Annotated in this window: 22 protein-coding genes; 17 read left to right on the top strand and 5 right to left on the bottom strand. The window is 40.3% G+C overall.

The genetic code is table 11. The features are described from left to right. Positions 1-105: 105 nt before the first annotated feature. From EJ103_RS16700 to asd, 9 genes are all read left to right on the top strand, one after another. Positions 106-858, top strand: coding sequence for a DUF3450 domain-containing protein (locus tag EJ103_RS16700; protein WP_126008839.1), 753 nt, complete (start codon positions 106-108; stop codon positions 856-858). A 10-nt stretch (positions 859-868) separates the two neighbouring features. Beyond that, positions 869-2,236, top strand: coding sequence for a MotA/TolQ/ExbB proton channel family protein (locus EJ103_RS16695; RefSeq protein ID WP_126008837.1), 1,368 nt, complete (start codon positions 869-871; stop codon positions 2,234-2,236). Positions 2,237-2,239: 3 nt separating this feature from the next. Beyond that, positions 2,240-2,767, top strand: a complete 528-nt coding sequence (locus EJ103_RS16690; protein ID WP_029772985.1) for a MotA/TolQ/ExbB proton channel family protein — start codon at positions 2,240-2,242, stop codon at positions 2,765-2,767. Positions 2,768-2,818: 51 nt separating this feature from the next. Continuing rightward, positions 2,819-3,232 carry a biopolymer transporter ExbD gene (locus tag EJ103_RS16685; protein ID WP_004586342.1) on the top strand — a complete coding sequence of 138 codons (414 nt, stop codon included), beginning with the start codon at positions 2,819-2,821 and terminating at the stop codon, positions 3,230-3,232. Positions 3,233-3,244: 12 nt separating this feature from the next. Continuing rightward, positions 3,245-3,850 carry an energy transducer TonB gene (locus EJ103_RS16680; protein WP_029772986.1) on the top strand — a complete coding sequence of 202 codons (606 nt, stop codon included), beginning with the start codon at positions 3,245-3,247 and terminating at the stop codon, positions 3,848-3,850. A 33-nt stretch (positions 3,851-3,883) separates the two neighbouring features. Further along, positions 3,884-5,212 (top strand): CDC27 family protein, encoded by a 1,329-nt coding sequence (locus EJ103_RS16675; RefSeq protein ID WP_126008835.1) that lies wholly within the window; start codon positions 3,884-3,886, stop codon positions 5,210-5,212. Between the two features lie 300 nt (positions 5,213-5,512). After that, positions 5,513-7,114 (top strand): hypothetical protein, encoded by a 1,602-nt coding sequence (locus EJ103_RS16670; protein ID WP_126008833.1) that lies wholly within the window; start codon positions 5,513-5,515, stop codon positions 7,112-7,114. 95 nt (positions 7,115-7,209) lie between these two features. Next, a complete protein-coding gene (locus EJ103_RS16665; protein WP_206435502.1) occupies positions 7,210-9,927 on the top strand; it encodes a TonB-dependent receptor plug domain-containing protein in 2,718 nt (905 codons plus the stop codon). Between the two features lie 366 nt (positions 9,928-10,293). Then, positions 10,294-11,433: an aspartate-semialdehyde dehydrogenase gene (asd, locus tag EJ103_RS16660; RefSeq protein WP_039972138.1), complete on the top strand. Its 1,140-nt coding sequence runs from the start codon at positions 10,294-10,296 to the stop codon at positions 11,431-11,433. A 56-nt stretch (positions 11,434-11,489) separates the two neighbouring features. Here asd and EJ103_RS20180 read toward each other — a convergent pair whose 3' ends face one another. Beyond that, a complete protein-coding gene (locus tag EJ103_RS20180) occupies positions 11,490-11,633 on the bottom strand; it encodes a hypothetical protein (protein WP_164521645.1) in 144 nt (47 codons plus the stop codon). 261 nt (positions 11,634-11,894) lie between these two features. Between EJ103_RS20180 and EJ103_RS16655 the strand changes: the two genes are divergently transcribed. Continuing rightward, positions 11,895-13,010 (top strand): DUF748 domain-containing protein, encoded by a 1,116-nt coding sequence (locus tag EJ103_RS16655; protein ID WP_004586336.1) that lies wholly within the window; start codon positions 11,895-11,897, stop codon positions 13,008-13,010. 66 nt (positions 13,011-13,076) lie between these two features. Here EJ103_RS16655 and EJ103_RS16650 read toward each other — a convergent pair whose 3' ends face one another. Beyond that, positions 13,077-13,904, bottom strand: a complete 828-nt coding sequence (locus EJ103_RS16650) for an ion transporter (protein WP_126008831.1) — start codon at positions 13,902-13,904, stop codon at positions 13,077-13,079. A gap of 89 nt (positions 13,905-13,993) precedes the next feature. Between EJ103_RS16650 and EJ103_RS16645 the strand changes: the two genes are divergently transcribed. The 6 genes from EJ103_RS16645 to EJ103_RS16620 all read left to right on the top strand — a co-directional run bounded on the left by EJ103_RS16645 (position 13,994) and on the right by EJ103_RS16620 (position 22,359). Further along, positions 13,994-14,206 (top strand): hypothetical protein, encoded by a 213-nt coding sequence (locus EJ103_RS16645; RefSeq protein WP_126008829.1) that lies wholly within the window; start codon positions 13,994-13,996, stop codon positions 14,204-14,206. Positions 14,207-14,209: 3 nt separating this feature from the next. Further along, the gene (locus tag EJ103_RS16640) at positions 14,210-14,491 is read left to right on the top strand and encodes a hypothetical protein (RefSeq protein ID WP_126008827.1); all 282 of its coding nucleotides are present in this window, start codon (positions 14,210-14,212) and stop codon (positions 14,489-14,491) included. A gap of 59 nt (positions 14,492-14,550) precedes the next feature. Continuing rightward, complete coding sequence (locus EJ103_RS16635) at positions 14,551-14,742, top strand: YwbE family protein (RefSeq protein WP_004586332.1); 192 nt, start codon at positions 14,551-14,553, stop codon at positions 14,740-14,742. After that, positions 14,742-15,257, top strand: a complete 516-nt coding sequence (locus tag EJ103_RS16630) for a DUF4240 domain-containing protein (protein WP_126008825.1) — start codon at positions 14,742-14,744, stop codon at positions 15,255-15,257. The genes EJ103_RS16635 and EJ103_RS16630 overlap by 1 nt, the downstream gene beginning before the upstream one ends. Positions 15,258-15,446: 189 nt before the next feature. Further along, entirely contained in the window at positions 15,447-21,746 is a 6,300-nt protein-coding gene (locus EJ103_RS16625) for a M4 family metallopeptidase (protein ID WP_126008823.1), read from the top strand. 145 nt (positions 21,747-21,891) lie between these two features. Next, positions 21,892-22,359, top strand: coding sequence for a hypothetical protein (locus tag EJ103_RS16620; protein ID WP_241232326.1), 468 nt, complete (start codon positions 21,892-21,894; stop codon positions 22,357-22,359). 1 nt (position 22,360) lies between these two features. Here the strand turns inward: EJ103_RS16620 and EJ103_RS16615 are convergent, their stop codons facing one another. From EJ103_RS16615 to EJ103_RS16605, 3 genes are all read right to left on the bottom strand, one after another. Then, positions 22,361-23,620, bottom strand: a complete 1,260-nt coding sequence (locus EJ103_RS16615) for a Y-family DNA polymerase (protein ID WP_121638558.1) — start codon at positions 23,618-23,620, stop codon at positions 22,361-22,363. Then, positions 23,608-24,021 (bottom strand): S24 family peptidase, encoded by a 414-nt coding sequence (locus tag EJ103_RS16610; protein WP_004586327.1) that lies wholly within the window; start codon positions 24,019-24,021, stop codon positions 23,608-23,610. The genes EJ103_RS16615 and EJ103_RS16610 overlap by 13 nt, the downstream gene beginning before the upstream one ends. A gap of 81 nt (positions 24,022-24,102) precedes the next feature. Further along, a complete protein-coding gene (locus tag EJ103_RS16605; protein WP_126008821.1) occupies positions 24,103-24,522 on the bottom strand; it encodes a MarR family winged helix-turn-helix transcriptional regulator in 420 nt (139 codons plus the stop codon). Between the two features lie 123 nt (positions 24,523-24,645). Here EJ103_RS16605 and EJ103_RS16600 point away from each other — a divergent pair, with 123 nt between their 5' ends. Then, on the top strand, positions 24,646-25,389 hold the full coding sequence (locus EJ103_RS16600; RefSeq protein WP_126008819.1) for a siderophore-interacting protein: 744 nt from the start codon (positions 24,646-24,648) through the stop codon (positions 25,387-25,389). The last annotated feature ends 11 nt before the right edge of the window (positions 25,390-25,400 follow it).

The following is a 25,400-nucleotide window of genomic DNA, read 5'->3' as shown; positions in this document are numbered from 1 at the left end:
ATCTATACAATTTCACTCATTGAAAATCTTTAGCCTAAAACAAGTCAGTTTAGGCTAAAACAACAAACTAGCAAATCCGCTAATTAACGAGTAAAGGTGTATGCGATGAAAGGCGTTAAACCATTGATCTTAGCTGGTATTGTAGCAGCAAGTGCTGCAGTACATGCCAATGATTTAGAAAAGGTTATCGATAAAAGCAGTGAAATAAATAAATCAGCTGCGCAATCACAAACAAAAATAGACAAGATTGCTGATTCAATGCAAGGACGTCTTCAACAGTTTAAAACCCTTAATAAAGAAATTGATGGTTTAACTGTTTATAACGCGCAATTAACTAAACAGTTAAATAACCAAATTGAAGAAATGGAGTCACTTAACCTTTCAATGGATCAGGTCTCTATTATTGAGCGTCAGATCACACCACTAATGTTGCGCATGATTGAAGGGCTTGGGCAATTTGTAGCACTTGATGTGCCATTTTTGCAAGAAGAGCGCACTAAGCGTATTAGCTCTTTAAACGCCATGATGGACCGTGCAGATATTAACTCAAGCGAAAAATTCCGCCGCGTATTAGAAGCATACCAAGTAGAAGTTGATTACGGACGCACTATTGAAGCCTACACCTCACTGCTAACGGTAGACGGTAAAGAGCGTGAAGTAGACTTTTTACGCATTGGCCGCTTAGAGCTTATTTATTTAACACGTGATGGTAAGCAAGCTGGTAGCTGGGATGAAGAAACAAAATCGTTTGTTACTTTACCAGACTCAACAATTAGCCAAATCAACAAAGGTTTACGTATCGCACGTAAGCAACTTGCCCCAGATATGTTAACTCTGCCAGTACACGCAGCAGAATAAGAGGTTGAAGATGAAACTGTTTACTCAAATGACAAAAATGGCCCTTTTTGCTGCAAGCCTAAGCTTTGCAGGCGCAAGTGTGGCAGCTGAGCCTATGGACTTAGACTCACTATTAAAAACACTTGAAGAAGGCAAATCGGCTCAAAGCGCGCAAAACAAGCAACGCGAACAAAAATTTATGGCGCGCCAAAACGAACAAGTGCAAATGCTTAACAACACGCAAGCAAAACGCAATCAAATGCTTGCTGAGTCTGAGCGCTTAGAAACACAGTTTGAAGAAAACGAAATTAAACTCGCTAACTTAACAGATACACTGTCTAAACGAATGGGTTCTTTAAAAGAGCTATTTGGTGTGCTTCAGCAAGTTGCTGGTGATTCTAGCAATAAGTTTGCTACTTCTGTGGTATCAGCTGAAATTGCGGGTCGTAGCACATTTATGGATGAGCTAGCACAAAAAATGGGCTCTACTTCAAAGCTTGCCTCTATCGAAGATATTGAAAAAGTATGGTTTGAGCTACAGCGCGAAATGACAGAGCAAGGTAAAGTAAGCCGCTTTACTACCGATGTAATTGTACAAGGTGGTGAAAAAGCACAACAAGAAGTGGTACGTGTAGGTGCTTTTAACTTAATCTCTAACGGTAAATACCTAGAATTTAACCCAGTAACAAATACCTTAAGCGAGTTAAATCGCCAGCCTGTCGCACGTTTTACTGCAACTGCAGAAGAGTTACAAAATGCAAAAAATGGTGTTGTGCAGTTTGCACTTGACCCAACGGGTGGCTCAATTTTAGGTTTATTAGTGCAAGCACCAGATACCGAAGAGCGCGTACATCAAGGTGGCACAGTCGGTTACGTTATTTTAGGTGTAGGTGTTATTGCTTTACTTATCTCACTTGAACGTTTTTTCTCATTACTGATTATGGGCGGTAAAATTCGTCGTCAACTTAAAGATGATGTAGCACGCGATGACAACCCACTTGGCCGCGTGATGAAAGTTAAAGATCAGTTCCCTGATGTTGCCCACGACACATTAGAGCTTAAATTAAGCGAAGCTATTTTACGTGAAATGCCAAAAGTAACGCGTAATTTAACGCTTATTAAAATCATCTCGGTGGTGGCGCCGCTGCTAGGTTTACTAGGTACAGTAACCGGTATGATCAACACCTTCCAAGCAATCACATTATTTGGTACAGGTGACCCTAAACTAATGGCTGGTGGTATTTCGCAAGCATTGGTAACAACGGTGCTAGGCTTAGTTGTGGCAATTCCTACGGTATTTTTATACACCCTACTTAATACACGCGCTAAAAATATTTTGCTTACTATTCAAGAGCAAAGCGCAGGTATTATCGCACAGCGAAGCGAGAAGGGAGCATAAACCATGGTGCTATTGATTGACTCCATCAATGCTATCCGTGATTTTCTCGACACTGGTGGCCAAGTCCTCTTGGTCATCGGGGTGTTAATCTTCGCGATGTGGTTATTGATACTCGAGCGATTTATTTATTTTTTCAAAGGTTTTCGTAGTTACAAGCAAAACGTAAAAGCACAGTGGAAAAACCGTGCAGAGCGCAATAGCTGGAATGCTGAGCAAATACGCCAGGCGATGATTTCACGTGCTTCAATGCGTTTAGACACCAACTTAGCACTGATAAATGTAATGGTTGCATTGTGTCCGCTACTTGGGCTGTTAGGCACAGTAACGGGAATGATTGAAGTATTTGATGTAATGGCAATTACCGGTACGGGTAGTGCGCGCTCTATGGCATCAGGTGTTTCTAAAGCAACTATTCCAACCATGGCAGGTATGGTTGGCGCACTTTCGGGTGTATTTGCCTCTACGTTTTTACAGCGCAGAGCCAAGCGCGAAGTTGAACTACTTGAAGACAGCATGGTTTTAGACCATTAAGTAACATTTTGATAAGCGGCTTATAGAGTCGCTCATCCTAGGAGAATAAAAATGAGAGCCCCGTTAGGAAACCTATTACAAGAAGACGAAGCTGAAGAAATTAACATGACCCCAATGTTAGACGTTGTATTTATCATGCTTATTTTCTTCATCGTTACCGCCTCGTTTGTTAAAGAAGCCGGTATTGATGTAAACCGCCCAGAAGCCGCAACAGCGGTTAAAAAAGAACGCGCTAATATTTTAGTGGCTATTTCTGATACAGGCGAGATTTGGATTAATAAACGTCAAATCGATGTACGTGCAGTGCAAGCCAATATCGAACGTTTAAAAGCAGAAAACCCACAAGGGAGCGTGGTTATTCAAGCTGATAAAAAAGCCACCACTGATATGTTAATCAAAGTAATGGATGCGTCGCGTGCTGCAGGTGCGTTTGATGTTTCGATTGCTGCACAAGATGCGTCTTAAGGGTTAGCCATGTTGCGATATTTAGTAGCATTAATAGTAGCGGGTGTAGTGACCTTTATGCTTTTTTTAGGCATGCAGGCACTGATCACCGGTGGTGAAGGTGCCATGTCGGAGCCAGTAAAAGGAAACGTTTTAGACTTTGTACGTTTGAAAAAAGAAGAAACGGTACAAAAGAAAGAGCGTAAACCGCAAAAGCCACCTACACCAAAAGAGCCACCACCACCGATGGAGTCGCCGCAAATGCAAAATAATGATGCAAACGCGGCCAGCAATAATTTTGATTTTGGTGCGGATGTAGGCAGCGACGTTGACCTAGCGGGTGGCTTAGCGCTTGAAACAAGTGATGGTGAATACCTACCCATTGTAAAAGTAGCTCCAGTGTATCCGCGTCGTGCTTTGTCGCGTGGTATTGAAGGCTATGTAATTGTTGAATTTACAGTAACTAAGCAAGGTACTGTACGTGACCCGCAAGTAGTAAAAGCGGTCCCTGAGTCACTGTTTGATAGAGCAGCGATGGATGCCGCACTTAAATTTAAATATAAACCGCGCGTAGTAAATGGTGAAGCCGTTGAAGTGGCGGGTGTTCAAAACAAAATATCTTTCCAAATTAATGGTTAACTTATCTTAATTGGATGAAATAGCGAGGCGATTATGAAATTACTACCTACAGCTAAAAATTTAAAACTGGCGTTATTTTGCACTGCCGCGATCAGTGCAAGTATTGTTGTGCCAAGTACGCTAAGCCTTGTGCCGGGGCTAAACGTAGCAACTGCCCATGCAGAGCAAGAGCAAAAAACAAAGCGTGTACCCGCACTGCGCGAGAAGGTCTATAGCCAGCTTGCTCGTGCGCAAAAGCTCGCTGATGATGGCGATGTAAAAGGCGGCCTTGAAGCACTTGATAGCATTCAAGAGCGAGCTTCAAGTATGAACTCGTACGAAATTGCGATGATGTATAACTTTTATGGCTTTATTTATTACAACGAAAATGATTTACCAAAAGCCATTGCCTCGTTTGAAAAAGTGGTAGCCGAGGAGGCTATTCCTGAGTCATTACGTTTAAGCACCACGTTTAGCTTAGCGCAGCTTGCAATGGCCAACGGCGAGTATAAAAAAGTTATCGCGTTTTTAGATAAGTGGGATGAAATAAATACCAAACCTATTACAGAAGGGTATTACTTACTTAGAGCGCAAACTTATTACCAGTTAAAAGAATATCCAAAGGGGCTTGAGTACATCAATCAAGTTATTGCTCTTAGCGACAGCGAAGGCAAAATCCCTAAAGAAAACTGGTTGGTACTACAGCGCGCTATGTATTACTCACTTAATCAAACAGATAAAGTAGTTGCAGTGCTTGAGCGCATGGTTAACCTTTACAATAAACCAGAGTATTGGGTTCAGCTTGCTGGTATGTACGGAGAAACCGGCAAAGAAAAAGAGCAACTAGCAGTAATAGAAGCGGCGTATCAACAAGGCTTTTTAAAAACCAAGTCTGACTTAAGACAATTATCGCAAACTTACCTTTATAATGGCCTGGCATACAAAGCAGCTAAAACAATGAGTGATGCGATAGAAAAAGGCATTGTAGAAAAATCAGCGAAAAACTATGCCTTTATTGCAGAGGCCATGATTCAAGCTAAAGAAGATGAAAAATCGATTAGCTACTTCGCAAAAGCGGCTGACCTATCAGAGCATGGTAAGTACGATCAACGCCTAGCAGAAGTGTTTGTTAACACTGAGCAATACGAAGAAGCGGCTGATGCTGCGCGTAAGGCGCTTGATAAAGGCGGACTTGATTTTGAATCAAACGCTTACGTTGCGCTAGGTATGGCACAGTACAATATGCAAAATTTTGATGCGTCTATTTTAGCGTTTGAACAAGCCCAAAAGCATGATAAATCACAACGTTTAGCAAAACAGTGGATTAAATATGTTAAGCGTGAAAAAGTGCATGCGCAAACACTTAAAGCCGCGTTACTTTAACTTTATACCCTAACGCTATTTTACAAATAAAGAAGCGTTTACCTATTTCATAATCGCAACACCAAAACCGCCTTAGGGCGGTTTTTTTCGTTGTTAAAATATTTAAGTTGTTGAATTTAAATTAATTACCATTGTCATCTTATGGTTACTAAACTGTAACTGCTTTGTCATATCTCTAAAGTATCTTATTTGCATCCGATAACTCAGGTCACCTTAATGCATGAGTATCGTGCCTTAAAGTGACTTAAGTTTTTACTTAATGCACTAACAAAATAATTAAATACTTTAACGGAGTGAACAATGAAATTATCTGATTTATTTAAGGTCAGCCTAGTAGCAACTGCAATGACACTAGCTGGCTGTGGCGGCGATATCGAAATTACACCTACTGTAAACGATAACAGCTCGTCAACAGATAACAGTGTTAATAATTCAAACAATACAACTGGTTCAACAACTGAAGAAGAAGCTGTTTGTGCAAGCTACGAATCAGATGCAGGTACGGTAACAGGCGTAGTAAGTGGCATTGATTGTTTATACAACGACTCGTTTGCAAGCAAAACAATTTCTATCACAAGCAACATTACTTTCGCTGAGCTACCTGATGGCGGTGTTCACGTTTTTGAAGATGCATTACAAATTGGCGAAGACGGCAGCACTGTAGATGGCTTTGAAGTACCAGCAAATGGTCCAACAATGACTGTTGAACCAGGTGCCGTTTTAGCATTTGGCTCAGGTGAAGCAATTGTACGTATTGCACGTGGTGCAAAAATTCAAGCGGTAGGTACTGAAGAAAAGCCGGTTGTATTTACTTCTGCAAACGCGTTTGACCGTTTTGATACAGCAGGCGAAGGCGCACGCTACGCAGATTGGGGCGGTATCATCATTAATGGTAACGGCATTACTGACCAATGTACTGATGCAGAGCGTGACGGTGGTACGTGTAACGTAGCCTCTGAAGGTATTACAAGCTACTTTGGTGGTAACGATAATGCAGACTCTAGCGGTAATATTAAATGGGCTAAAATTTGGTACGCAGGTTCAGGCCCTCGCGTTGGTGGTGAAGGCGATGATTTGAATTCACTAACACTAAATGCAGTTGGCTCTGGTTCTGAGTTTGATTACCTACACATTCACCAAGGTTTTGATGACGGTATTGAAATTTTTGGTGGTGCTACAACGCTTAAACACGTAGCGGTAACAGATACACAAGATGATTCGTTTGACTTTGACGCAGGTTGGCAAGGTAAAGCTCAGTACTTATTTATTCAACACGGTACTGTGACACTAAACGACGGCACTGTAGTTAACATGGGTAACAATGGCTTTGAGTCTGATGGTGTTAAAGGTTCTTCTACCGAGCAAGTGTCTCCATCTAACCCAACGGTTGCCAATGTAACGGTTGTAACTACAGATGGTAACTCGGTACGTGATGACGACCCTTCACAAGCTTACAAGTTTGATGACCAATTTAATTCAAGCATTTACAACACTGTTATCGTTAAGCAAAACGCAACTAACACGCAATGTATTGAGTTCTCAGGCGACGGTGAAGCACAAGCAGATAAAATCTCATTCACAAGCTCTGTAATGGCGTGTTCTGCAAACTTTACAGATACAGATACATTTGCAAGCGGCCCATTAGAAGGTCAAACAAAAACAGCGTGGTTTGAAAATGACGGTGTTAACCAAATCTTAACTGATGATGTTGCAGTACTTGCAGATAACGGTTTTGCAACGAACACATCAGCTGCAGAAGTAACGGTTACTGCAACAGATTTAAGCACAAGCGATTCATTTTTTGAAAGCGTAAACTACATTGGTGCGGTATCGGATCAGGATACAGACTCTAGCTGGTATAAATGGGTTGAAGCGGCTGTTACAGCAGCAAATGCTGACTAAATAGCACACCATTATAACCTCTGATTAAAGGCGCCTTGTGGCTTGTTATTTAAGCGTCAGGCGCCTCTTTTGTATAACCTGATTAGGATTATCTCATGTCTAAAAAGCATAGACTCAATCAAATTACCTGGGCAATTGGTTTAGGTTTAGTCGCTCATTCGACTAGCTTAATTGCTGCACAAGCCGATGAACAGTTAACAAACGAACAAGAAATAGAAGAAGTTGTTGCTGTAGGTACGCGTTTACAAGGGAGCGCTGCGGCAGTTGTAGAAGAACGTAAAAACCAAGCCTTTGTTGCCGATATTTTAGGCTCTGAACAATTATCACGCACGGGCGACAGCGACGCAGCATCTGCGCTTCGTCGAGTAACAGGCCTAACGCTTGTTGATGGTAAGTTTATTTACGTTAGGGGCCTTGGTGAGCGTTACTCTAGTGCGCGTTTAAATGGCGCTTACATCCCAAGCCCAGATTTAACCCGTAACGTTATTCCGCTGGATATTTTCCCTGCAAGTATTATTGAAAGTATGGCTGTTCAAAAAGCTTACTCTCCAGACATGCCAGCAGCGTTTGGTGGCGGTAATATAGATATTAGAACTAAATCCGCACCGAGTGAATTTACAGCAGGCATTGAGGTGGGTGCAGGTTACGATACGGCATCAAGTGATGGCTTTACCTACAATCGTAACGAAAATGGCATTCCAAGTGAGTTATCACAGGCTATTTCAACATACCGTGGTGATTTTAGTATTGGCAATATTGTTAGTAGTGAAGGCTTTGAAGATGGCGATTTAACGCGTGCAGAACAAGCAACCGCTGTTAATAACGCACTTTTAAAGTCGCTTCCTCGCGATTATGAGTTAAAAGAAGAGTCGTTAGACCCGCGTTATAATATTAAAGCCCATTATGGTGATAGCTTTGAAGAGAGCTATTTTGGCGGCAAGGTTGGGTTTTTACTGGCAGGTGCTTACAAAAACGAATGGGATTTTGAAGAACGTTTTAGCTCAGTTATCACCCAAGATTTAGAAAACGAAGAAGGCAATGTTGATTGTACAACGTCGTTAGCGACCAGTGAAGATGTGAGTAACTCGTGTTACAACACAGTCAAAAATTCGCAAGTGACCACTGAAACCGAAAGTTATAACGGTTCATTAAGTTTGTCATACCGTTTAGGTACGCACAGTATTTCTGCTCAACAGCTTTACATTATTGATAATGAAGATGAGTCTGAAATTGCTATTTCGCAAAGCCCTGCGGGGAGTTCTACGTTTAGTATTGCGGGTGATGGGATTGCAAACCGTAATCATGAGTTTAATTACGAAGAACGCCAATTAAACATTACTCAAGTTATGGGCCAACATACCTTTTTAGATTATTTTGGTATTGGTGCCGATTGGCAGTACACCGAAGCTAAAGCAACGACTGATATACCTACCAGTGCCGATTTTGAGTTTCGTGACACTTATAATAGTGATGGCAGCTATGCCGGCTCAACTATTACAGGGGATGATAACCGTGTAATTATGTCATACACCAATATGGAAGAGCGTGTTAAGTCGTACGGTGGTAACTTAACGCTGCCGCTTAGCTTTGAGTCTATGGAAGTTGAGTTTAAAGTTGGTTACGATTTTTCTGACAGAGCCCGAATATTTAATACCTCAAGCTTTGCTATAAACAACAGTGGCGGCTCAGGTATTTCAATAAACGACGGTAGTAATGATGCGCTTAATAATAGTGGCTTTTTAACTGACGACTTTATTGATAATAACGCTGTGTTAGTTGACTTTAATGAGCCAACAGCCCCTGATGCCGATGATTACATTGCTGCGCAAAAGGTAGATGCAGGTTATGCGTCTTTCGATGTGTTTTATGATCAATGGATAAGAATAAGCGGTGGTATTCGTTATGAAGAATTTAAACAATCTTCTATCGGTACATCGAGCCTTATTTTTGATGAAGACGATTTAAATACCTTTTACGATCCAGATAAAATTCAAGCAGGCTCTGTTATTACCGATGATTGGTACCCGGCACTGTCTATTACCTATGTAGGTGGCGATGATTACCAAGTGCGCTTAGGTTATGGTGAAACAGTAGTACGCCCTGATTTTCGTGAAGTAGTGCCTGTTACGTATTATGACCCTTTGACCGACATTAGAACCTTTGGTCGTACGGGGATTAAAAGTAGCCCAATTAAAAACTACGACTTACGTTATGAATATTATGGACAAGCCGGTAATTCATTTAGCGTAGCGGCGTTTTATAAAGATATTACAGCGCCAATTGAAACAGTTTTAAACATTGGTGATGAAGATTACTCAGCATCGTTTATAAATGGTGAAACAGCAGAAGTTTATGGTATTGAAGCTGAATGGCTACAAGACTTAACATTTGTAAGTGAAGGCCTATTTACTAGTGGTAATATCACATTAAGTGATTCTGAAGCGTCTATTGACCCAGCACTTGCGGGTACATTAACTAATCCTAAAAAACGTATGACCGGCCACTCTGAGTATGTAGTTAATTTACAATTAAACTACGATTCGTTAGATGGCATGCACAGCAGTTCATTAGTTTATAACGTATTTGGTGAGCGAATTTTAGCAGCGGGTGTTGCTAATAGAGATGACGCGTATGAGCAACCATTTCACTCACTTGATTTAGTTTATACTTATTACCCTGATTTTAATTCTAAGATTAAGTTTAAAGTTAAAAACTTACTCGATGAAGATCAAGAGGTAACACAATCAGACATTATAGTGCGCTCAAAAGAGCAAGGTGTAACGTTTGATTTAAGTTACAGCTACGAGTTTTAATTTTCTTCCCAAGGAAGGGGGATATAATAAAACCTAACTACCGATTAGCCCTGTATTTAATACAGGGCTTTTTTATGACTATGAAAAATATTTAAGTTTCGCTTTATTCACTAGTTTTAAGGCGCTTGGGGTGTTAGGTTAGCTTTATACTAATCAACTTAAATATCTAGTCATTCTAGTGTGCTAAATAAAGCGTGAACGGCGTTATAAATTTTGATGCAAAACAGCTGCATACAAAAATTTATGGCTTGTTATCTCGCTATTAATTTGCCGCTATAAATGATTAATAACTTAATATGATTGGTTTTAATAAAAATTAATTCTCACGCAATGAATTTTAATTTTTAATGTATTAAGGCATCTTTTATGAATCAAACAGTGGAAAAAACAATGAAAAAAGTAGGATTGGTCGGTTGGCGTGGCATGGTTGGCTCTGTGTTATTAGAACGTATGCAACAGCAAAGTGATTTTGCACATATCGACACTACCTTTTTCACCACCTCACAAGCTGGGCAACTCGGCCCTGATATTGCTGGCGACGCAAAACCGTTATTAGATGCAAGTGATGTAAATGAACTTGCTAAAATGGATATTATTGTTACCTGTCAAGGTGGTGATTATACCAAAGCGGTTTACCCTAAATTACGCGAATCGGGTTGGGATGGTTACTGGATTGATGCAGCTTCTGCCCTTCGTATGGTTGATGACAGCATTATTGTACTTGACCCTGTAAATAAAGATGTCATTGAACAAGGTTTAGAGCAAGGCGTAAAAACTTTTGTAGGTGGTAACTGTACCGTATCGTTAATGCTACTTGCTTTAGGTGGTTTGTTTGAGCAAGACTTAATAGAGTGGGTAAGCCCAATGACTTACCAAGCGGCCTCTGGTGCTGGCGCTCGTAATATGAAAGAGCTCATAGCACAAATGGGCGCTATTCATTCAAGCGTTGCCGAGCAACTAGATAACCCAAGTTCAGCTATTTTAGAAATTGATAAAATAGTGAGCGAAAAAATGGCTTCAAGCGATTTACCACAAGACCAATTTGGCGTGCCGCTAGCCGGTAGCTTAATTCCTTGGATTGACGTACCAATGCCAAGTGGCCAGTCTAAAGAAGAGTGGAAAGCTCAGGTTGAAGCGAACAAAATTTTAGGATCTTCTAAACAGCCTGTGCCAATTGATGGTTTATGTGTACGTATTGGTGCAATGCGTTGTCATAGCCAAGCGATGACCATTAAATTACGTGAAGACATTAGCGTAGAAAAAATTGAAGAAATTTTAGCTTCGCATAACGAGTGGGTTAAAGTTATCCCTAATGAGCGCGAAATTAGTGCGACTGACTTAACCCCAGTTAAAGTAACAGGTACTTTAAGTATTCCTGTTGGTCGTATTCGTAAATTAGCCATGGGTCCAAAATACATTAGCGCATTTACCGTGGGCGATCAGCTGTTATGGGGCGCTGCTGAGCCACTTCGTCGTATGCTTCGCATCATTGTAGACGGTGAATAATTTCTGCATTTAAAAGTGTATATTAAAAAGGGGTTAGCGTATTGCTAACCCCTTTTTTAGTTAAGCGGCACTGCATACGCTACTTTATTTTTTCCTTCGTGTTTTGCTTTCGTTTTGCTATTTACAACGCTTGCGCTATGGTGCTGTAACGCGCTGTATATAAAAGCACTGTATATAAAGCGTATAAGTTTGTGCTTCATTAATACCTAGGAAAAACGTAATAAATATTAATATTGCCACCCCCTATGCTCTGTTGGAGCAGTCATAAAATTTATGAGTATACGAAAGGCTCACTAAGCTTGGTTAACTCGGCTCATTGCATTTTTTGGTATAGCTTTTGCTCGTAATAATCTATTACAGCTTTATTCGCTCGGTTTTAGCTGCTTTGTGGGTACTTAATTCACTTATGCAGGTATTTTTTACTTATGCCGAGATGCTAAGCCTTCAAATAAGGATAGATAATGGCTTCTACTTTTAAAAATACACGCAAAAAATGGTTTTATGCTTTAGTGGTTATAGCCTTGGGGTTAATTTTACTCAGAGCTTTAGCCCCTTATGCGGTTCAATATTATGTAAATCAGCAGCTTGAACAAACCCAAGGCATAACAGGGCATGTGGGTGATGTTGATTTGTACTTATACCGTGGCGCTTACGCTGTTGATGAGGTAGAAATTTACGCGGTAGATGCCACGCAGGTGCCTAAACCGTTACTGTCTATAGATACACTTGATTTTTCGCTTGCGTGGTCTGCTTTATTAAACGGTAATTTTGTCACCAACATGGCTTTTACCCGCCCAGAAATTGTTATTTACGATAAAGACCCAACTACCGCTGAACAAAACCAACAGGTGAAAGATGAAACCACGTGGGTAGGCCTTGCTAATGATCTCGTGCCTTTTTCAATCGATACGCTACGTATAGACAATGGTAAAGTAACCTTGGTTAACGCCACCAGCGAAGGAGAGCAGCCTACTTACGTATCAAATATAAACGCTAACATTAACAATATTACCAATGCACAAAACCTCTCTAAAACCTTAGTCACGAGTTTAAAAGTAGAAGGGCAGCTAATGGGCGAAGCTAAGCTGTCTTTAAATGGTAAATTGGACCCTTTTAGTGATGAAGCTAATTTTGATTTTAATGTTGAAGTGCAGCGTTTTTCGGTTAAAAATCTCGAAACTGTTTTTAAAGTGTATACCCCATTTGACATTGAAGCCGGCGGAATAGATGGCGCAATGGAATTGGCCGCTAACAATAATAACTTAAATGGATATGTAAAAGCGGGTGTGCACGATTTAAGTGTTTTTTCGTGGCGCGAAGATATAGAAAAAGATGATGACGGTCTATTTACCGCTATTTTTGAAGGCAGTATTGATTTACTCAGCTCGTTATTAGAAAACGACGAGTCAAAGCTGGTGGCTGCTCGTGTGCCCATAGACGGGCAGTTAGATAACGCTGATGTATCTACTTTTGAAGCCGTGGTTTCGGTATTAAAAAATGCGTTTTTTGAAGCATTTAAAATGAAGGTTGATAATGTTATTTCGTTTGAAAGCACGCAAGAACAACAAGGTGAGTAACTAAAAGCCCTTTGTATTAACTCAATACAAAGGGCTTTTTAAGTTTTAGCAAGTAAAATAGATCAGCTATTTATTGGAGTTGGTAATATCTGAGGTTTTACTTAATAACGTTTTTAGCTCAGCTATTTGCGCTTGTAGTTCAACCACTTGTCCCTGCGTTGCAGGAAGTGAGTCATTATCCGCTTTTAGCTCACGGGCATTTCGATGCTCCTCGCTCATTACTTCTAAAATGGCACCTACCATCATGTTTAAAAACACAAACGCAGTTAAAAAGATAAACGTGAGGTAGTAAATCCAGCTCAGCTCGTACACCGCCATGGTTTCGTACATAATGTCGGTCCAATCTTCAAAGGTGGCTATCCTAAATAGCGTTAACATTGAAATGGATACATCTTGCCAAAGTACCGGGTTAATATCGGCAAACATCATACTGCCCATGGCTGCGTAAATATAAAAAATAACAAACATAAGCAGTGCTATATAGCCCATTTGCGGAATGGCTTTAAGTAACGAATTTACAAGCAAACGCAGCTCTGGGATCATAGATACTAAACGCAGTACCCTAAATATACGCAGCAAGCGGGCAAGTAACATGGTTGAGCCTGCAGCTGGGTATAGGCTGCCAAGTACAATAATGGTATCGAATATATTCCAGCCCTTTGAAAAGAAGTCTTTTATTCCTTTACTTGCAATAAATCGAATAATGAGCTCGATTAAAAAGAAAGCTGTGATCCCTACATCCATCCAATTTAGAATAAATTCTACGGTGGGGTGAAGAGAATATGTATGAGCACCTACAGTGAGGGCAGAAACAACAATGACAGCTATAACAAATGATTGAAATATCTTGCTTTTGTCTATACGCTGAAACAGCTTTTGTAACTGCGACATCATAATTATGGGTCCTATGCAAAGTCAGGTTTTTATGACGCTAATATACAATAATATTGTTGCTTTCGATAACGAAAGTGTAAGGAATTCTAATGTTAATCAGTCAAATAACTAAAAGCGCATTGTTGTTTGTGGGATTTTCGGTACTTGCAGGGTGCAGCTCCAACGCTCGCTTTCACGAAATTCAATCAGCGCGTTTAGATGAATGTAATTATAAAGCCGATAAAGAGTATTACGAGTGCCTTGAAAATCAAGATAAAAATTTTGAAGAGTATAAAAAACAGCAAAGTGAACAAACACAATAATTTATGACTAAAACACAAAAATTGCGCGATAAACAAATACGCCAAGCCCTCACCAACGCCTGTGAGCAAATAAAAGCGACTCATTATGGTTTTGATTATTTAACACACACCATTGATTTAAAAAATGAAGCAAAGTCACTAAACATAAGCTGCTATTTTGAAGATGATATAGCCTATAACGACACCGAAGCGCATTTTTCTCAGCTAGTCGATATTATTAACGCTGAGCTTAGCAAAATAAGCTTACCGGTAGCGGCTAAGCAAATAGCGTTTTTAGTTGATTAACATTGGTTTGCCTAGCTATGGACGTTATAATTACCAAAATTATTTTTAGGATGTAAAGCATGGCTGTTCCATCGCGCTCGCAAATCACACCAGGTACAACCGTAAATATTGTATTAAAAGAAGATCAACGCAGCGGCACATTAACTCAAGGTGTAGTTGAGCGTTTATTAACTAAATCACCTAATCACCCGCATGGTATTAAAGTACGCCTAGAAGATGGTCAAGTCGGACGAGTAAAAGAGATTTTATAATGGCAGCGTTAACAGAGCAGGAATTTTGGGATTTAGTGACCACGCCTGAGTTAGGGCTCGACCCACAAAGCGTAAGCGACAACTTAAAAGCTAAATTGAGCGAGTTAACTGACGAGCAGCTCATTGCTTTTGATAAATTTTTTGGTATTCACATGCGCAAATGTTTTACCTGGGATTTATTTGGTGCCGCATTTGTTATGGCTGGTTGTAACGACGAATACGGTTTTAGCGAATTTAGGTGCTGGCTCATCTCCCGCGGGGAGACGGTATTTAATAACGCATTAAGCAATGCCGACTCACTTGCACAGTGCTCCCCTGTGTATTATTTAAATGAGCAACCTTACCCTTATATTGATGAATACGACTTAATAGCCGGTTTATTATTTGAAGAGCGCAACGACGACGAATTACCTTTTGTACCCTCAGGCGAGCAACCTGCAGGTAAACGCTTTAAAGATAAACCCAAGTTTTTAAAACAAAGCTATCCGCAATTATTTGCAAAATACTGGCAGTAATACTCAACGTTATTTACATTCAAGATGGTTGCATTTAACGCCACCATCTTGAATTTTCCTTTCACAGTTGTTCACAATCGTACCCATTTATTCACTTTTTTAAATGACTCTATGTTAATAGTTATGTTACATTAATGTGTTTTTAACTGAACAAACACTGAATATAACAATATACGACATAGGAATGTTATGTATAAAACACTCTCATCAGGATTGATAGCGTTTTGCTTTTTAAATTCGCTAAGTGCACACGCGGCGGTTTCGCAACGAGTAAACAAATCATCTTTATCAGAAGTTAACTTACTTTTAAATCAAAGCGTAGGTTTAACTAATCAGGCATCCACCCATTCTTACTTTATTGAGTTAGATACGCCTCAAGCCTTAAATGCAAAACAAACTCGGTCATCAGCCAAAAAGATGCAGCAGTTTTTTGCAGGCGTGCCTATTTGGGGGCAGCAAATACGAGTGCAACCTAGCAATCAACACATAAGTGGTTTTTTTGCGAAAAATATCGATGCTGTATCTTTAAATAAAACGGCTAATAATCAGTTTGATGAATTTTCTGCGGTTAAATCTATTTTAGTAAACGCTAAACTTGATGAATCTACTGCTTATCAAGTATTAAACAACCAACGTTATGTTTATATTGATAACGGAGTCGCACATTTTGCTCGCTTAATTGAATTAAATGTATTTGAAAATGGCGTTGAAAAAAAGCCAGTAGGTTTAGTAAGCGAATCTGATTACAGTGTATTTAAACAGTGGGATAATATTAAAAGTGCCCAAGGTACAGGCCCTGGCGGTAATACAAAAATAGGGCAGTATGAATACGGCACTGACGTTGAAGCACTGGATGTGACGCAGCGTGGTGAGATGTGTTTTTTAGAAAACGAGAAAGTTAAAACTGTCACCATGGAGTCGGGTTTTGAGCCAAGTGAAGCTTACTCTTTTGCCTGTGATAGGAATACCTACAAAGAAGTAAATGGTGCTTACTCCCCACTAAATGATGCCCATGCATTTGGTACTGCGGTATTTGATATGTATCAACAGTGGTACAACACGGCTCCGCTTACTTTTCAATTGTTGATGCGTGTTCACAGTGGTGATAACTGGGAAAATGCAACGTGGAATGGTCAGGCTATGACCTTTGGCGATGGCGCTGATAGGTTTTACCCGTTGGTTTCACTTGATATTGTATCTCATGAGGTAAGCCATGGTTTTACTAGTCAAAACTCTAATTTAATTTATGCAGAACAATCTGGTGGTATAAACGAATCTTTCTCTGATATGGCGGGTGAAACAGCCGAGTATTTTTTACGCGCAGAGACTGATTGGTTATCAGGCGCTGATATTTCAAAAACTAGCCCCGCACTTCGTTATTTTGAAACGCCATCACTAGATGGGCTTTCGATTGACCATGCAAGTGAATATTACTCAGGTATGGATGTTCACTTTAGTAGTGGTGTTTTTAATCGTGCTTTCTTCCTACTTTCGAACACTGATGGTTGGGACCCTAAAAAAGCGTTCGAGATAATGCTTTTTGCAAATCAAAACTATTGGGTTAACTCTAGTGATTTTATTGATGGAGCCTGTGGTGCTATAAATTCTGCTATTGATTTAAGGTATGAAGCTAACGATGTCATTGCAGCATTTAATGAAGTAGGCGTTACTTGCGATAACATTCAGTTTGTAGATGCCGATGCCGACTTAATGGATGATAACTGGGAGCTGTTTTACGGATTAGATCCTAGTAATGCTGATGACGCTGGACTTGATTTAGACCAAGATGGTTTAACAAACCTTGAAGAATACTTAGCGAATACTTTTCCTAATGCAACGGATACCGACTCAGATGATCTATCAGATTATGATGAAGTTAATGTATACCTTACGGAACCTAACAATGCAGACTCTGACTTTGACCGCATGCCTGATGGCTGGGAAGTTTCGTTTTCATTAAACCCATTAAATGCAGATGATGCTCAACTTGATTTAGACTCAGACACCTGGAGTAATGTAATCGAGTTCTTTGGTAACAGTGACCCTTCAGACGCAAGCTCTGAGCCGGTCGTTTTTCCTGAAACAACCTTTGACTTCGATGATGCGGCTGTTCCAGATTTGCTTATTTCGTCAAATTTACAAACGCCTTGGGTAACAACTCAAATTAATGAAGATTCTGGCTTTGTGTTGACTAATAACGACATTACAGACAACCAATCAACCAGTGTTGAGTTTAGCTTTTTAAATAGCGAGCAAGGCTATGTAAACTTTAACTACGCATTAGACACTGAAGTAGGTTATGACTATTTTACTGTTTATATTAATGGTTCAGTTGTTTTAGATGAGTCAGGCATAAGCCAGTGGAAGGACGCGTCTTTCCAAGTTCCTGCTGGGCTAAATACTGTTAAGTTTACTTATTCTAAAGATATGTCCGTTTCTACTCCTGCAGATGCTGTATATATAGATAATTTATATATAGGGCCTAACTTTCCTGATGCTGATAATGACGGTATGTCTGATTCTTGGGAATTACATCATGGTCTTGATATTAATAATAGTGAAGATGCATCACTTGATGCTGACGCGGATGGCTTATCTAACCTTTTAGAGTTTTTAAACGCGGGTTTACCAAATAACCCTGATACAGATGGCGATACTATCCCTGATGGCTGGGAGTACAATAATAGTTTAGATTTAACCAGCTCGTCTGATGCAGCAGAAGATGCAGATAATGATGGGTTTTCAAATCTAACCGAGTATTTAGCAAACACTGATCCGCAGTCAGATACTTCTTTCCCTGTTGCTTTAAACCTCACTACCTCCTTTGAAGGCTCTGCACTACCTAGTTGGATGGTTGAAGCCGAAGGTTCTAGTGCTCCTTGGTTTATTACGAATGATTTTGCGACCGACGGAATACAAAGTATTCGCTCAGGCGTTATTAGTCACTCACAGTTTAGCAGCTTCACCGTAACAGGTTTATTTGAAGAGAGTGTATTAGCATTCGATTATAAAATTGAATCAGAGTCTTGCTGCGATTTTTTAAGTATTACTATTGATGGACAACCCGTTTTTGAGCGTAATGACCGAGGTAATTTAAATACCACAGAAGCAACGTCTATTGTGCTTAACCTAAGCGAAGGGCTTCATAATATTGAATTTAAATATTATAAAGACGGTTCTGTCTCATTCGGTGCCGATACTGTATGGCTTGATAACTTTGCTTTATTTTCTCCAACTGATTTAACAGATACTGATAACGATCAACTGCCAGATTACTGGGAATTAGTTAATGGATTAAATCGCCTTGATGCAAGTGATGCTGCATCTGATGCTGATACTGACGGTCTTTCAGCCCTAGAAGAATTTAACCTAGGAACAAATCCAACCTCAGCAGATACAGATGGTGATGAACTAAGTGATGGCTATGAGGTAAGTAATGATCTTTTACCTTTAGATGCTGCAGATGCTAATTTAGATTACGATGAAGATGGTTATACAAATATTCAGGAGTTTTACTCTCAGAGTCTAGCTAACGATGCTTCATCATTAGTGCAATCTTTTACGCAATTAAATGAAAGCTTTGAAGATGGCCTTCTTCCGGCTAAGTTTACCGAACTTGCTGTTAACTCTTGGGGTTGGCAAGCTAATACAAGTTGGTCAACTTTGGGCGATGCAAGCCTTAGCTTAGCATTAACGCCTACTAGCAAGGTTGGGGGGTTTGCCATTGCGGGGTTATTTGAAGCCGGTTTTATTAATTTAGACTATTTGGTTTATGACTCTCCAGCGCTGCAAATAAGCTTAAATGGTAGCCCTATAGATGTAAATCGTGGTAGCCAGTCTCGTTTATTGTTACCGGTAGATGATGGTTTTAACATTATTAAAGTTAAATATGAGTACTTATACCTTCAGCAGCAACCGTTATCAGTTGATAACATTACCTGGTCTGCAGATATAGACCTCACCAGCGACTATGATTCGGACGGTATTCCTGATTTTTGGGAAGTTGAATATGGGCTAAATGCTTTAGAACCCTACGACGCTAATTATGACGCCGACTATGATGGTTTGACTAATTTACAAGAGTATCAACTTTCGGGTAATCCGCTTAGCTCAGATTCAGATGGTGATGGTGTTCAAGACAGTGAAGATAGCCACCCAGATGATGCAAGCCGCGGTGAAAATAGTCCGCCTGAGTTTATATCGAGTCTTGAGCCGATTACGCTTGAAGCGACTTCACAAAATACTAATATTACCGGTCTATATACTCCAGAGGCTAGAGATAACGGCCATTTAGAGCCTCAAGTATACACAAGCTCAGGGTCTTACTTACCCCTTGGTGAGCACCAGATTACATGGATTGCACGAGATAATGTTGGTAACGAAACATCGGCTATACAAACAGTCACACTTGTTGATACAACTGCCCCGATTATCCAACCGTATACTTTTAGTGTTTATGGCAGCACGAACACGGCTATAAAAAATGCACTTTTAGATAGTCGTGTTATTTACGATAGTGTTTCAGCTATAACGCTTCTGGAAATTGATGATAGCTTTGTATTTAGAACGGGCGATGTATCTATTCCTGTATCTGCTGTTGATGAAGCTGGAAATCATGTATCAGGCGACGTAAGGGCTATGATTTTCCCTGAAATCAGTATTCAGCCTACTACGTATGTGTATCAAAATGGTAATGTGCTTGTAGATGTTTTTATTAGCGGCGCTAACCCATACGGTTACTCTAGCTTTCATTTACAAGCTAATAATAGCACCCAGTATTTTACTACTAATCAGTATGGACCTATTAAGCTTGAGTTAGAGCGAGAATTTGTAGGTAGCGCAGCAAGTATTAGTGTCCTATCTAATGGTAATGCGTTTATAGACAAAAATGATAACAGCGAGCTAGTGTACTTAAGTGAAGCGGCACAGGCGCAGTTTATTACTGATTTTTATCAAAATGGTAAAGCAGTTAATAAAACTATTCAGCGTTCTTTACCTGACTTTAATGCCACAATTAAGTTAGTAAATTTACCTAGTACAGGTAGTGATGTATCCCTTGAGCTTATTGGCCCCGCAGGTGTTGATTTTTACATTTATAAAACAGCTGATTCACAGTGGGATGTTTCATTTAGCGCAAATCTTTCTGAGCAAACCAATAATATAGATTTAACTTTACGTGTAAAACAAGGTGATGAACTACTAGCAACTAAGCAAACTAGTTTACGTATTGTTGATAGCGTTATATTTGATGACCCTGAGCTAGATACTGATGGCGACGGTATACCTGATATTGAGGAAGGGGTAGGTGATAGTGATAAAGATGGTATTGCTGATTACCTAGATAGCACTTCTACTACTAATACAGCTATCTTAGCTTCAGGTGATAGTGCTCACAGTATTGATGAGTTTAATCACTTGGCTGTAGGTAGCATTAAAGAGGCTCTAGCAGCGGGTTATATTGCTGATATGTCTATTTCTGAACAAGCGCTTAGCACTTATTTCTCAGATTTAGATATAATAGAACCTCACTTCCAAGCTAAAAGTGATGTAATTAACGTTCGTGTTACGTTATCTAATTCATCAAGCACCGCAGAAATTGCACTACCTGAGTATGTAAATGCAATTTTAAGCTCAGACATGCAAGTAAGAGTACTAACCACTGCAGGTTGGCAGTCGGCCACTGTATTATCAGGTAATGTATATGAGCAAGTGTGTTCACGCTGCTTTAGCTTTGCAATCGCAGATGGTAGCGCATTCGACCTTGATGGAGAGGTTAATGGGGTTATTGAAGTTGTGGCAAAACTAGCGCAGGAGAGTCTAAATCAGGCGCCAGTATTAGATGTAGATATGCCGGCCACAATAGAAGAGCTTGCTACTATTGAGCTTGATGCTTCTGGCTCTACTGACCCTGATGGAGATACGTTATCTTACGAATGGCGTGTTGAACACCCTCAGTTATCTATTACAGCTGAGGATACTCAAGGTAAAGCTGTACTTACCGTGGGTGAGCTTGAGCAAACGGTTGATGCGGATATTACGTTAGTGATATCAGATGGCTATGAGCAATTTACGCAAGTATACACCGTTAGCTTTTTACATGTTAATCAGCTACCAAGTGTAGAATTAAGTACATCTGCGGTTTCGGTTAAAGAAGGTCAGGAAGTTTCAGTGACAGCGTCTGCAAGCGATAAAGAATCCGCAGAGCTTTCTTTTAAGTGGGTTCAAACAATGGGTGTAGAAGTGGCGCTAAGCGATGTTGACTCCAGCACACTTAAGTTTACAGCGCCGAGTGTGTCGCAAACTACAGAACTGGGCTTCAAGCTTATTGTATCTGATGGTGAAGGTGAGACTGAGCAAAGTTTAGCTGTGACTGTCACTAATGCATCTGGCACAAGTAGTGAAAAGGGCAGTGGCGGTGGTTCATTAGCCTTCATGTTGTTGCTTTTAGCAATTTCTGTTGTGTACACAAGAGCGCAGTGCTTTAAGTAACACTTACTAATAAATATATTTTTATATTGATAAAAGCCCCTTGATGTATTCAAGGGGCTTTTTCTTTTATGAACCAAATGTATTTTAAGTAAGTATAGAGTTGAGTGTGTTATGCTATTTTTATTAGTAATGAGTTGGAATTTTAATGAGTTATCGTAAAATTTTATTTTGTATGAGCTGTTTATTTCTAAGTAATGTACTTTTTGCTAAAACTGTTACGCCCAGTAATAAAAGCCGTTTTATACCGTTATTAAAAACAATGCTTGGCGATTACCAGGTGGTAACTGCTAACTCCCCACTGTGTGTGGATAGTCAGTTGAGTTTAATTAACCCAGTTTACCCAGACGCGGGTTTTAAATTAGGCGAGTATATTGCGTTTGAAAGTTTACACAACGGCACCCGTACAACTAAAAAGCCAAATTTTTGTTTTGTAACTAGCTCGTATAAATACAAAAGTGATGGTGTTGATAACAGCTTAAAAATGAGCCGCTGTATTGACCCCAATAACGAAAAAACCATCAGACAAAGCATTAAGTTTACCAGTGTTACAACGCTCAAATATACGCAGAATACCCCCGCAGTAGAGTGCACATTTACAAGACAAGTTGATTAACTTACTTGCAATGAATTTGCGGTATATCGTGCCAGCGCGTTGTGTATTGGGGCGATAAGTAATCTCTGTTCATATGCCAGCCTTGATTTAGTTTGCTGCTGGCTAGGGTGAGTATGCCTTTTCCGTAGCGGTTGTTTATTGTATCAAGACACTGCATTAATTTAGGGTTATCGGCACTTTGGCTAAATAAATCAGTTTGCTGATACTGCACCGAGGTAAGCTCTAAAGCGCCTACACCACATTTATAAAACCGTACACCTGGTTGATAAATATGAGTAAATACTTCTGATACAGCATTGGCCATTACGCAGGTATCGTTAGTGGGAGTGGCAAATTTATATATAAACGACTTTTTACAATAGCGGTCTTCGTGTTTGCCAGTGGCGGCAAATATATAAAGCTGTTTTGCTAATGAGCGCTGCCCTCGTAGTTTACTGGCAACCGTGGTTACGTGGTTAATAAGGGCGGTTTTAAGTGCAGTAGGCTCACTGATCCGCTCACCAAAGCTGCGAGTAGAATATATTTCTCGCTTATCTTGGCGTACATCGTCCCATGTTAAGCACGCAATACCATTTAGCTCACTTACGGTACGCTCTACTACCACACTAAACGCGCGGCGCATGGTTTTAGGGTTTTGCTGTGCCAGATCCCATGCTGTATGTATGTTCATTATATTAAGCTTTTTAGCTAGGCGCTTACCTATGCCCCATACATCGGCGCAGCTCATTCTTTGTAAAATGGCTTGGCGGCTTTGCTCGTTATGTATAACGGCCACCCCATCAAACCCGCTTAGCTTTTTAGCTGCATGGTTAGCGGCTTTTGCCAAAGTAGGGGTTGGGCCAAAACCAACACCCACAGGGAGTTTAGTTTCGCGCCAAACGGTGCGCCTTATTGTATGCCCGTACTCGTGCCAGTTTTGTATAAGGGGTGTGTAGCCATTAAAGTGCAAAAACGACTCATCAATACTGTATATGTATTGTGTGTCGCAAAAGCGGCCAATTACGTTCATCATTTTGGCGCTTAAATCGGCGTACAACTCATAGTTACTCGAACGTACAACCACCTTGTGTTGCTCAAGCAGGTGCTTAACTTTAAAATAAGGGCCAAATTTAGGAATGTTTAAGCGCCGAGCTATCGGGCACACCGCACATACGCAGCCATCGTTATTAGTTAAAACCACCACAGGTTTAGAGCGAATAGCGGGGTCGAACACTTTTTCGGCACTGGCATAAAATGCAACGGCATCGACTAAGGCGTACATTTTAATAGCTCAGGGCTTGGGCGGTGCATTCTAATCGATAGTGTAACCACTCCCTCTAACTGAAACTCATCAGCTGAGGTTAGTTGTACCGGCTTATGTAAAGGCGATGCAGAGAGTAACCGCGCATTGGTTTTATCTAATAGCTTACACACAAATAAACCATTTAAGTTAGCAACAATAACATCGCCGTTATCGGCTTGCTCAGCACGGTCTACAAGCAGTAAGTCGCCTTCAAAAATCCCCACCTCTTGCATGGAATTACCCGAGGCAATACCAATAAAGGTGGCGTCGGGGTGCTTTATTAATAGCTCATCAAGAGAAACACCGAGCTCGGCGTATTGCGCCGCGGGCGATTCAAACCCACACACACCAGCTTCTATATAAACGGGAATAACAAACATAACACAACCTAAAACGCATATACTGTATAAGTGTACAGTATATGCGTTTTGTGTAAGTTATGCCAAGAAATGAAAGACAGATCACGCCATGTTTTTGATTATTTGTTGCGCGGTATCTAAAAAGTCTTTGATTTGCTGCGGGTTTAAGTTTTTACACATTTGATCATTTATTTGCTGCTCAGAGGCTAATAACTTATCAAACAATGTATTGCCTTGCTCGGTGAGCGACAAAATAAAGCAACGTTTGTCGTGCTCACTTGCTTGCTTATTAATAAGGTTTAGGGCAATGAGATCTTTAATTAAGCGGGCAATTTGGGCTTTGTCGCGCTGTGTTTTAGTCACAATGTCGTTAGCGGTACAGTTAGATGTACTGGCAATAATGTGTATACAACGCACGTGCATAGCATTAATACCAAGGTCGCCTGCGTTAATAGCCTCGCGAATTGTTACGCGGTAATTTTGCATCAGCTCAAATAGGGTATTTGATAAAAGCGTGTTCATAAGCTCTCTAATGGTTGACAATATCAATTAGTTTGTTATAGTTGATTTTATCAACCAATGGGGCGTTGTGCAATGCTTGCTTTAAAAAGCAGTTAACTATTTTGTTAAACGAGGTGATTTTAAATGGGTAAACAAGTTCGCAAAGCTACGGTACTAAGTACTGAACAAATAACACCGCATTTACAGCGCATTGTTGTAGGCTCAGATGAGTTTTCGGATTTAACGCAAGCGCATATTGGCAGCTATGTAAAAGTGCTTATTCCCCAAAATGGTGAAGTTGATTTTAATTTAAAAACCGCGTGCATGCGCTCTTACACAATAAGAGACGTTGATGATGCAACGGGCGCGTTAACACTCGACTTTGTAATAAACATGCACCAAGGTCCGGCTACGCACTGGGCTATAACTGCAAAAGTAGGTGACGAGGTTGGCATAGCGGGCCCAGGCCCTAAAAAGCTTGATAATTACCAGCATCCGCATTATGTATTACTAGGCGATTTAACCTCAGTTAATGCAATAAAAGGGTACATGCAGCAGTTACCCGCCAGCGCAAAAATTGACGCGTTTGTGCATGCCCCTACTGAGCAAGACATTATTGATTTAAACACGCAGCGCGATGTTAATTGGTTAATTACAGATACACCGGATACCGATATGCTCAGCGCGCTTAACAATTTGCCACACACAAACGAGCCACCTATTGTATTTATGGCATTAGAGGCAGGGTTAGTACGCAAAGCAAAAACCTTACTTACCCAGGATTGTAATATACCGCGTAGTAATATAGTTTCCTCTGGCTATTGGAAAAAAGGCGTAGACTCAGAAGGTTATAAAAAAGAGCGCCAGCAAAGCCCTGAGCTTGCATGAATACCTTAGAG

Origin of the sequence: Pseudoalteromonas sp. Xi13 (assembly GCF_003952205.1) — a bacterium.
In the GTDB taxonomy this organism is placed as follows: domain Bacteria; phylum Pseudomonadota; class Gammaproteobacteria; order Enterobacterales; family Alteromonadaceae; genus Pseudoalteromonas; species Pseudoalteromonas atlantica.
Note: the sequence above shows the minus strand (reverse complement) of the source record. Positions and strands in the feature narration are given on the sequence as shown.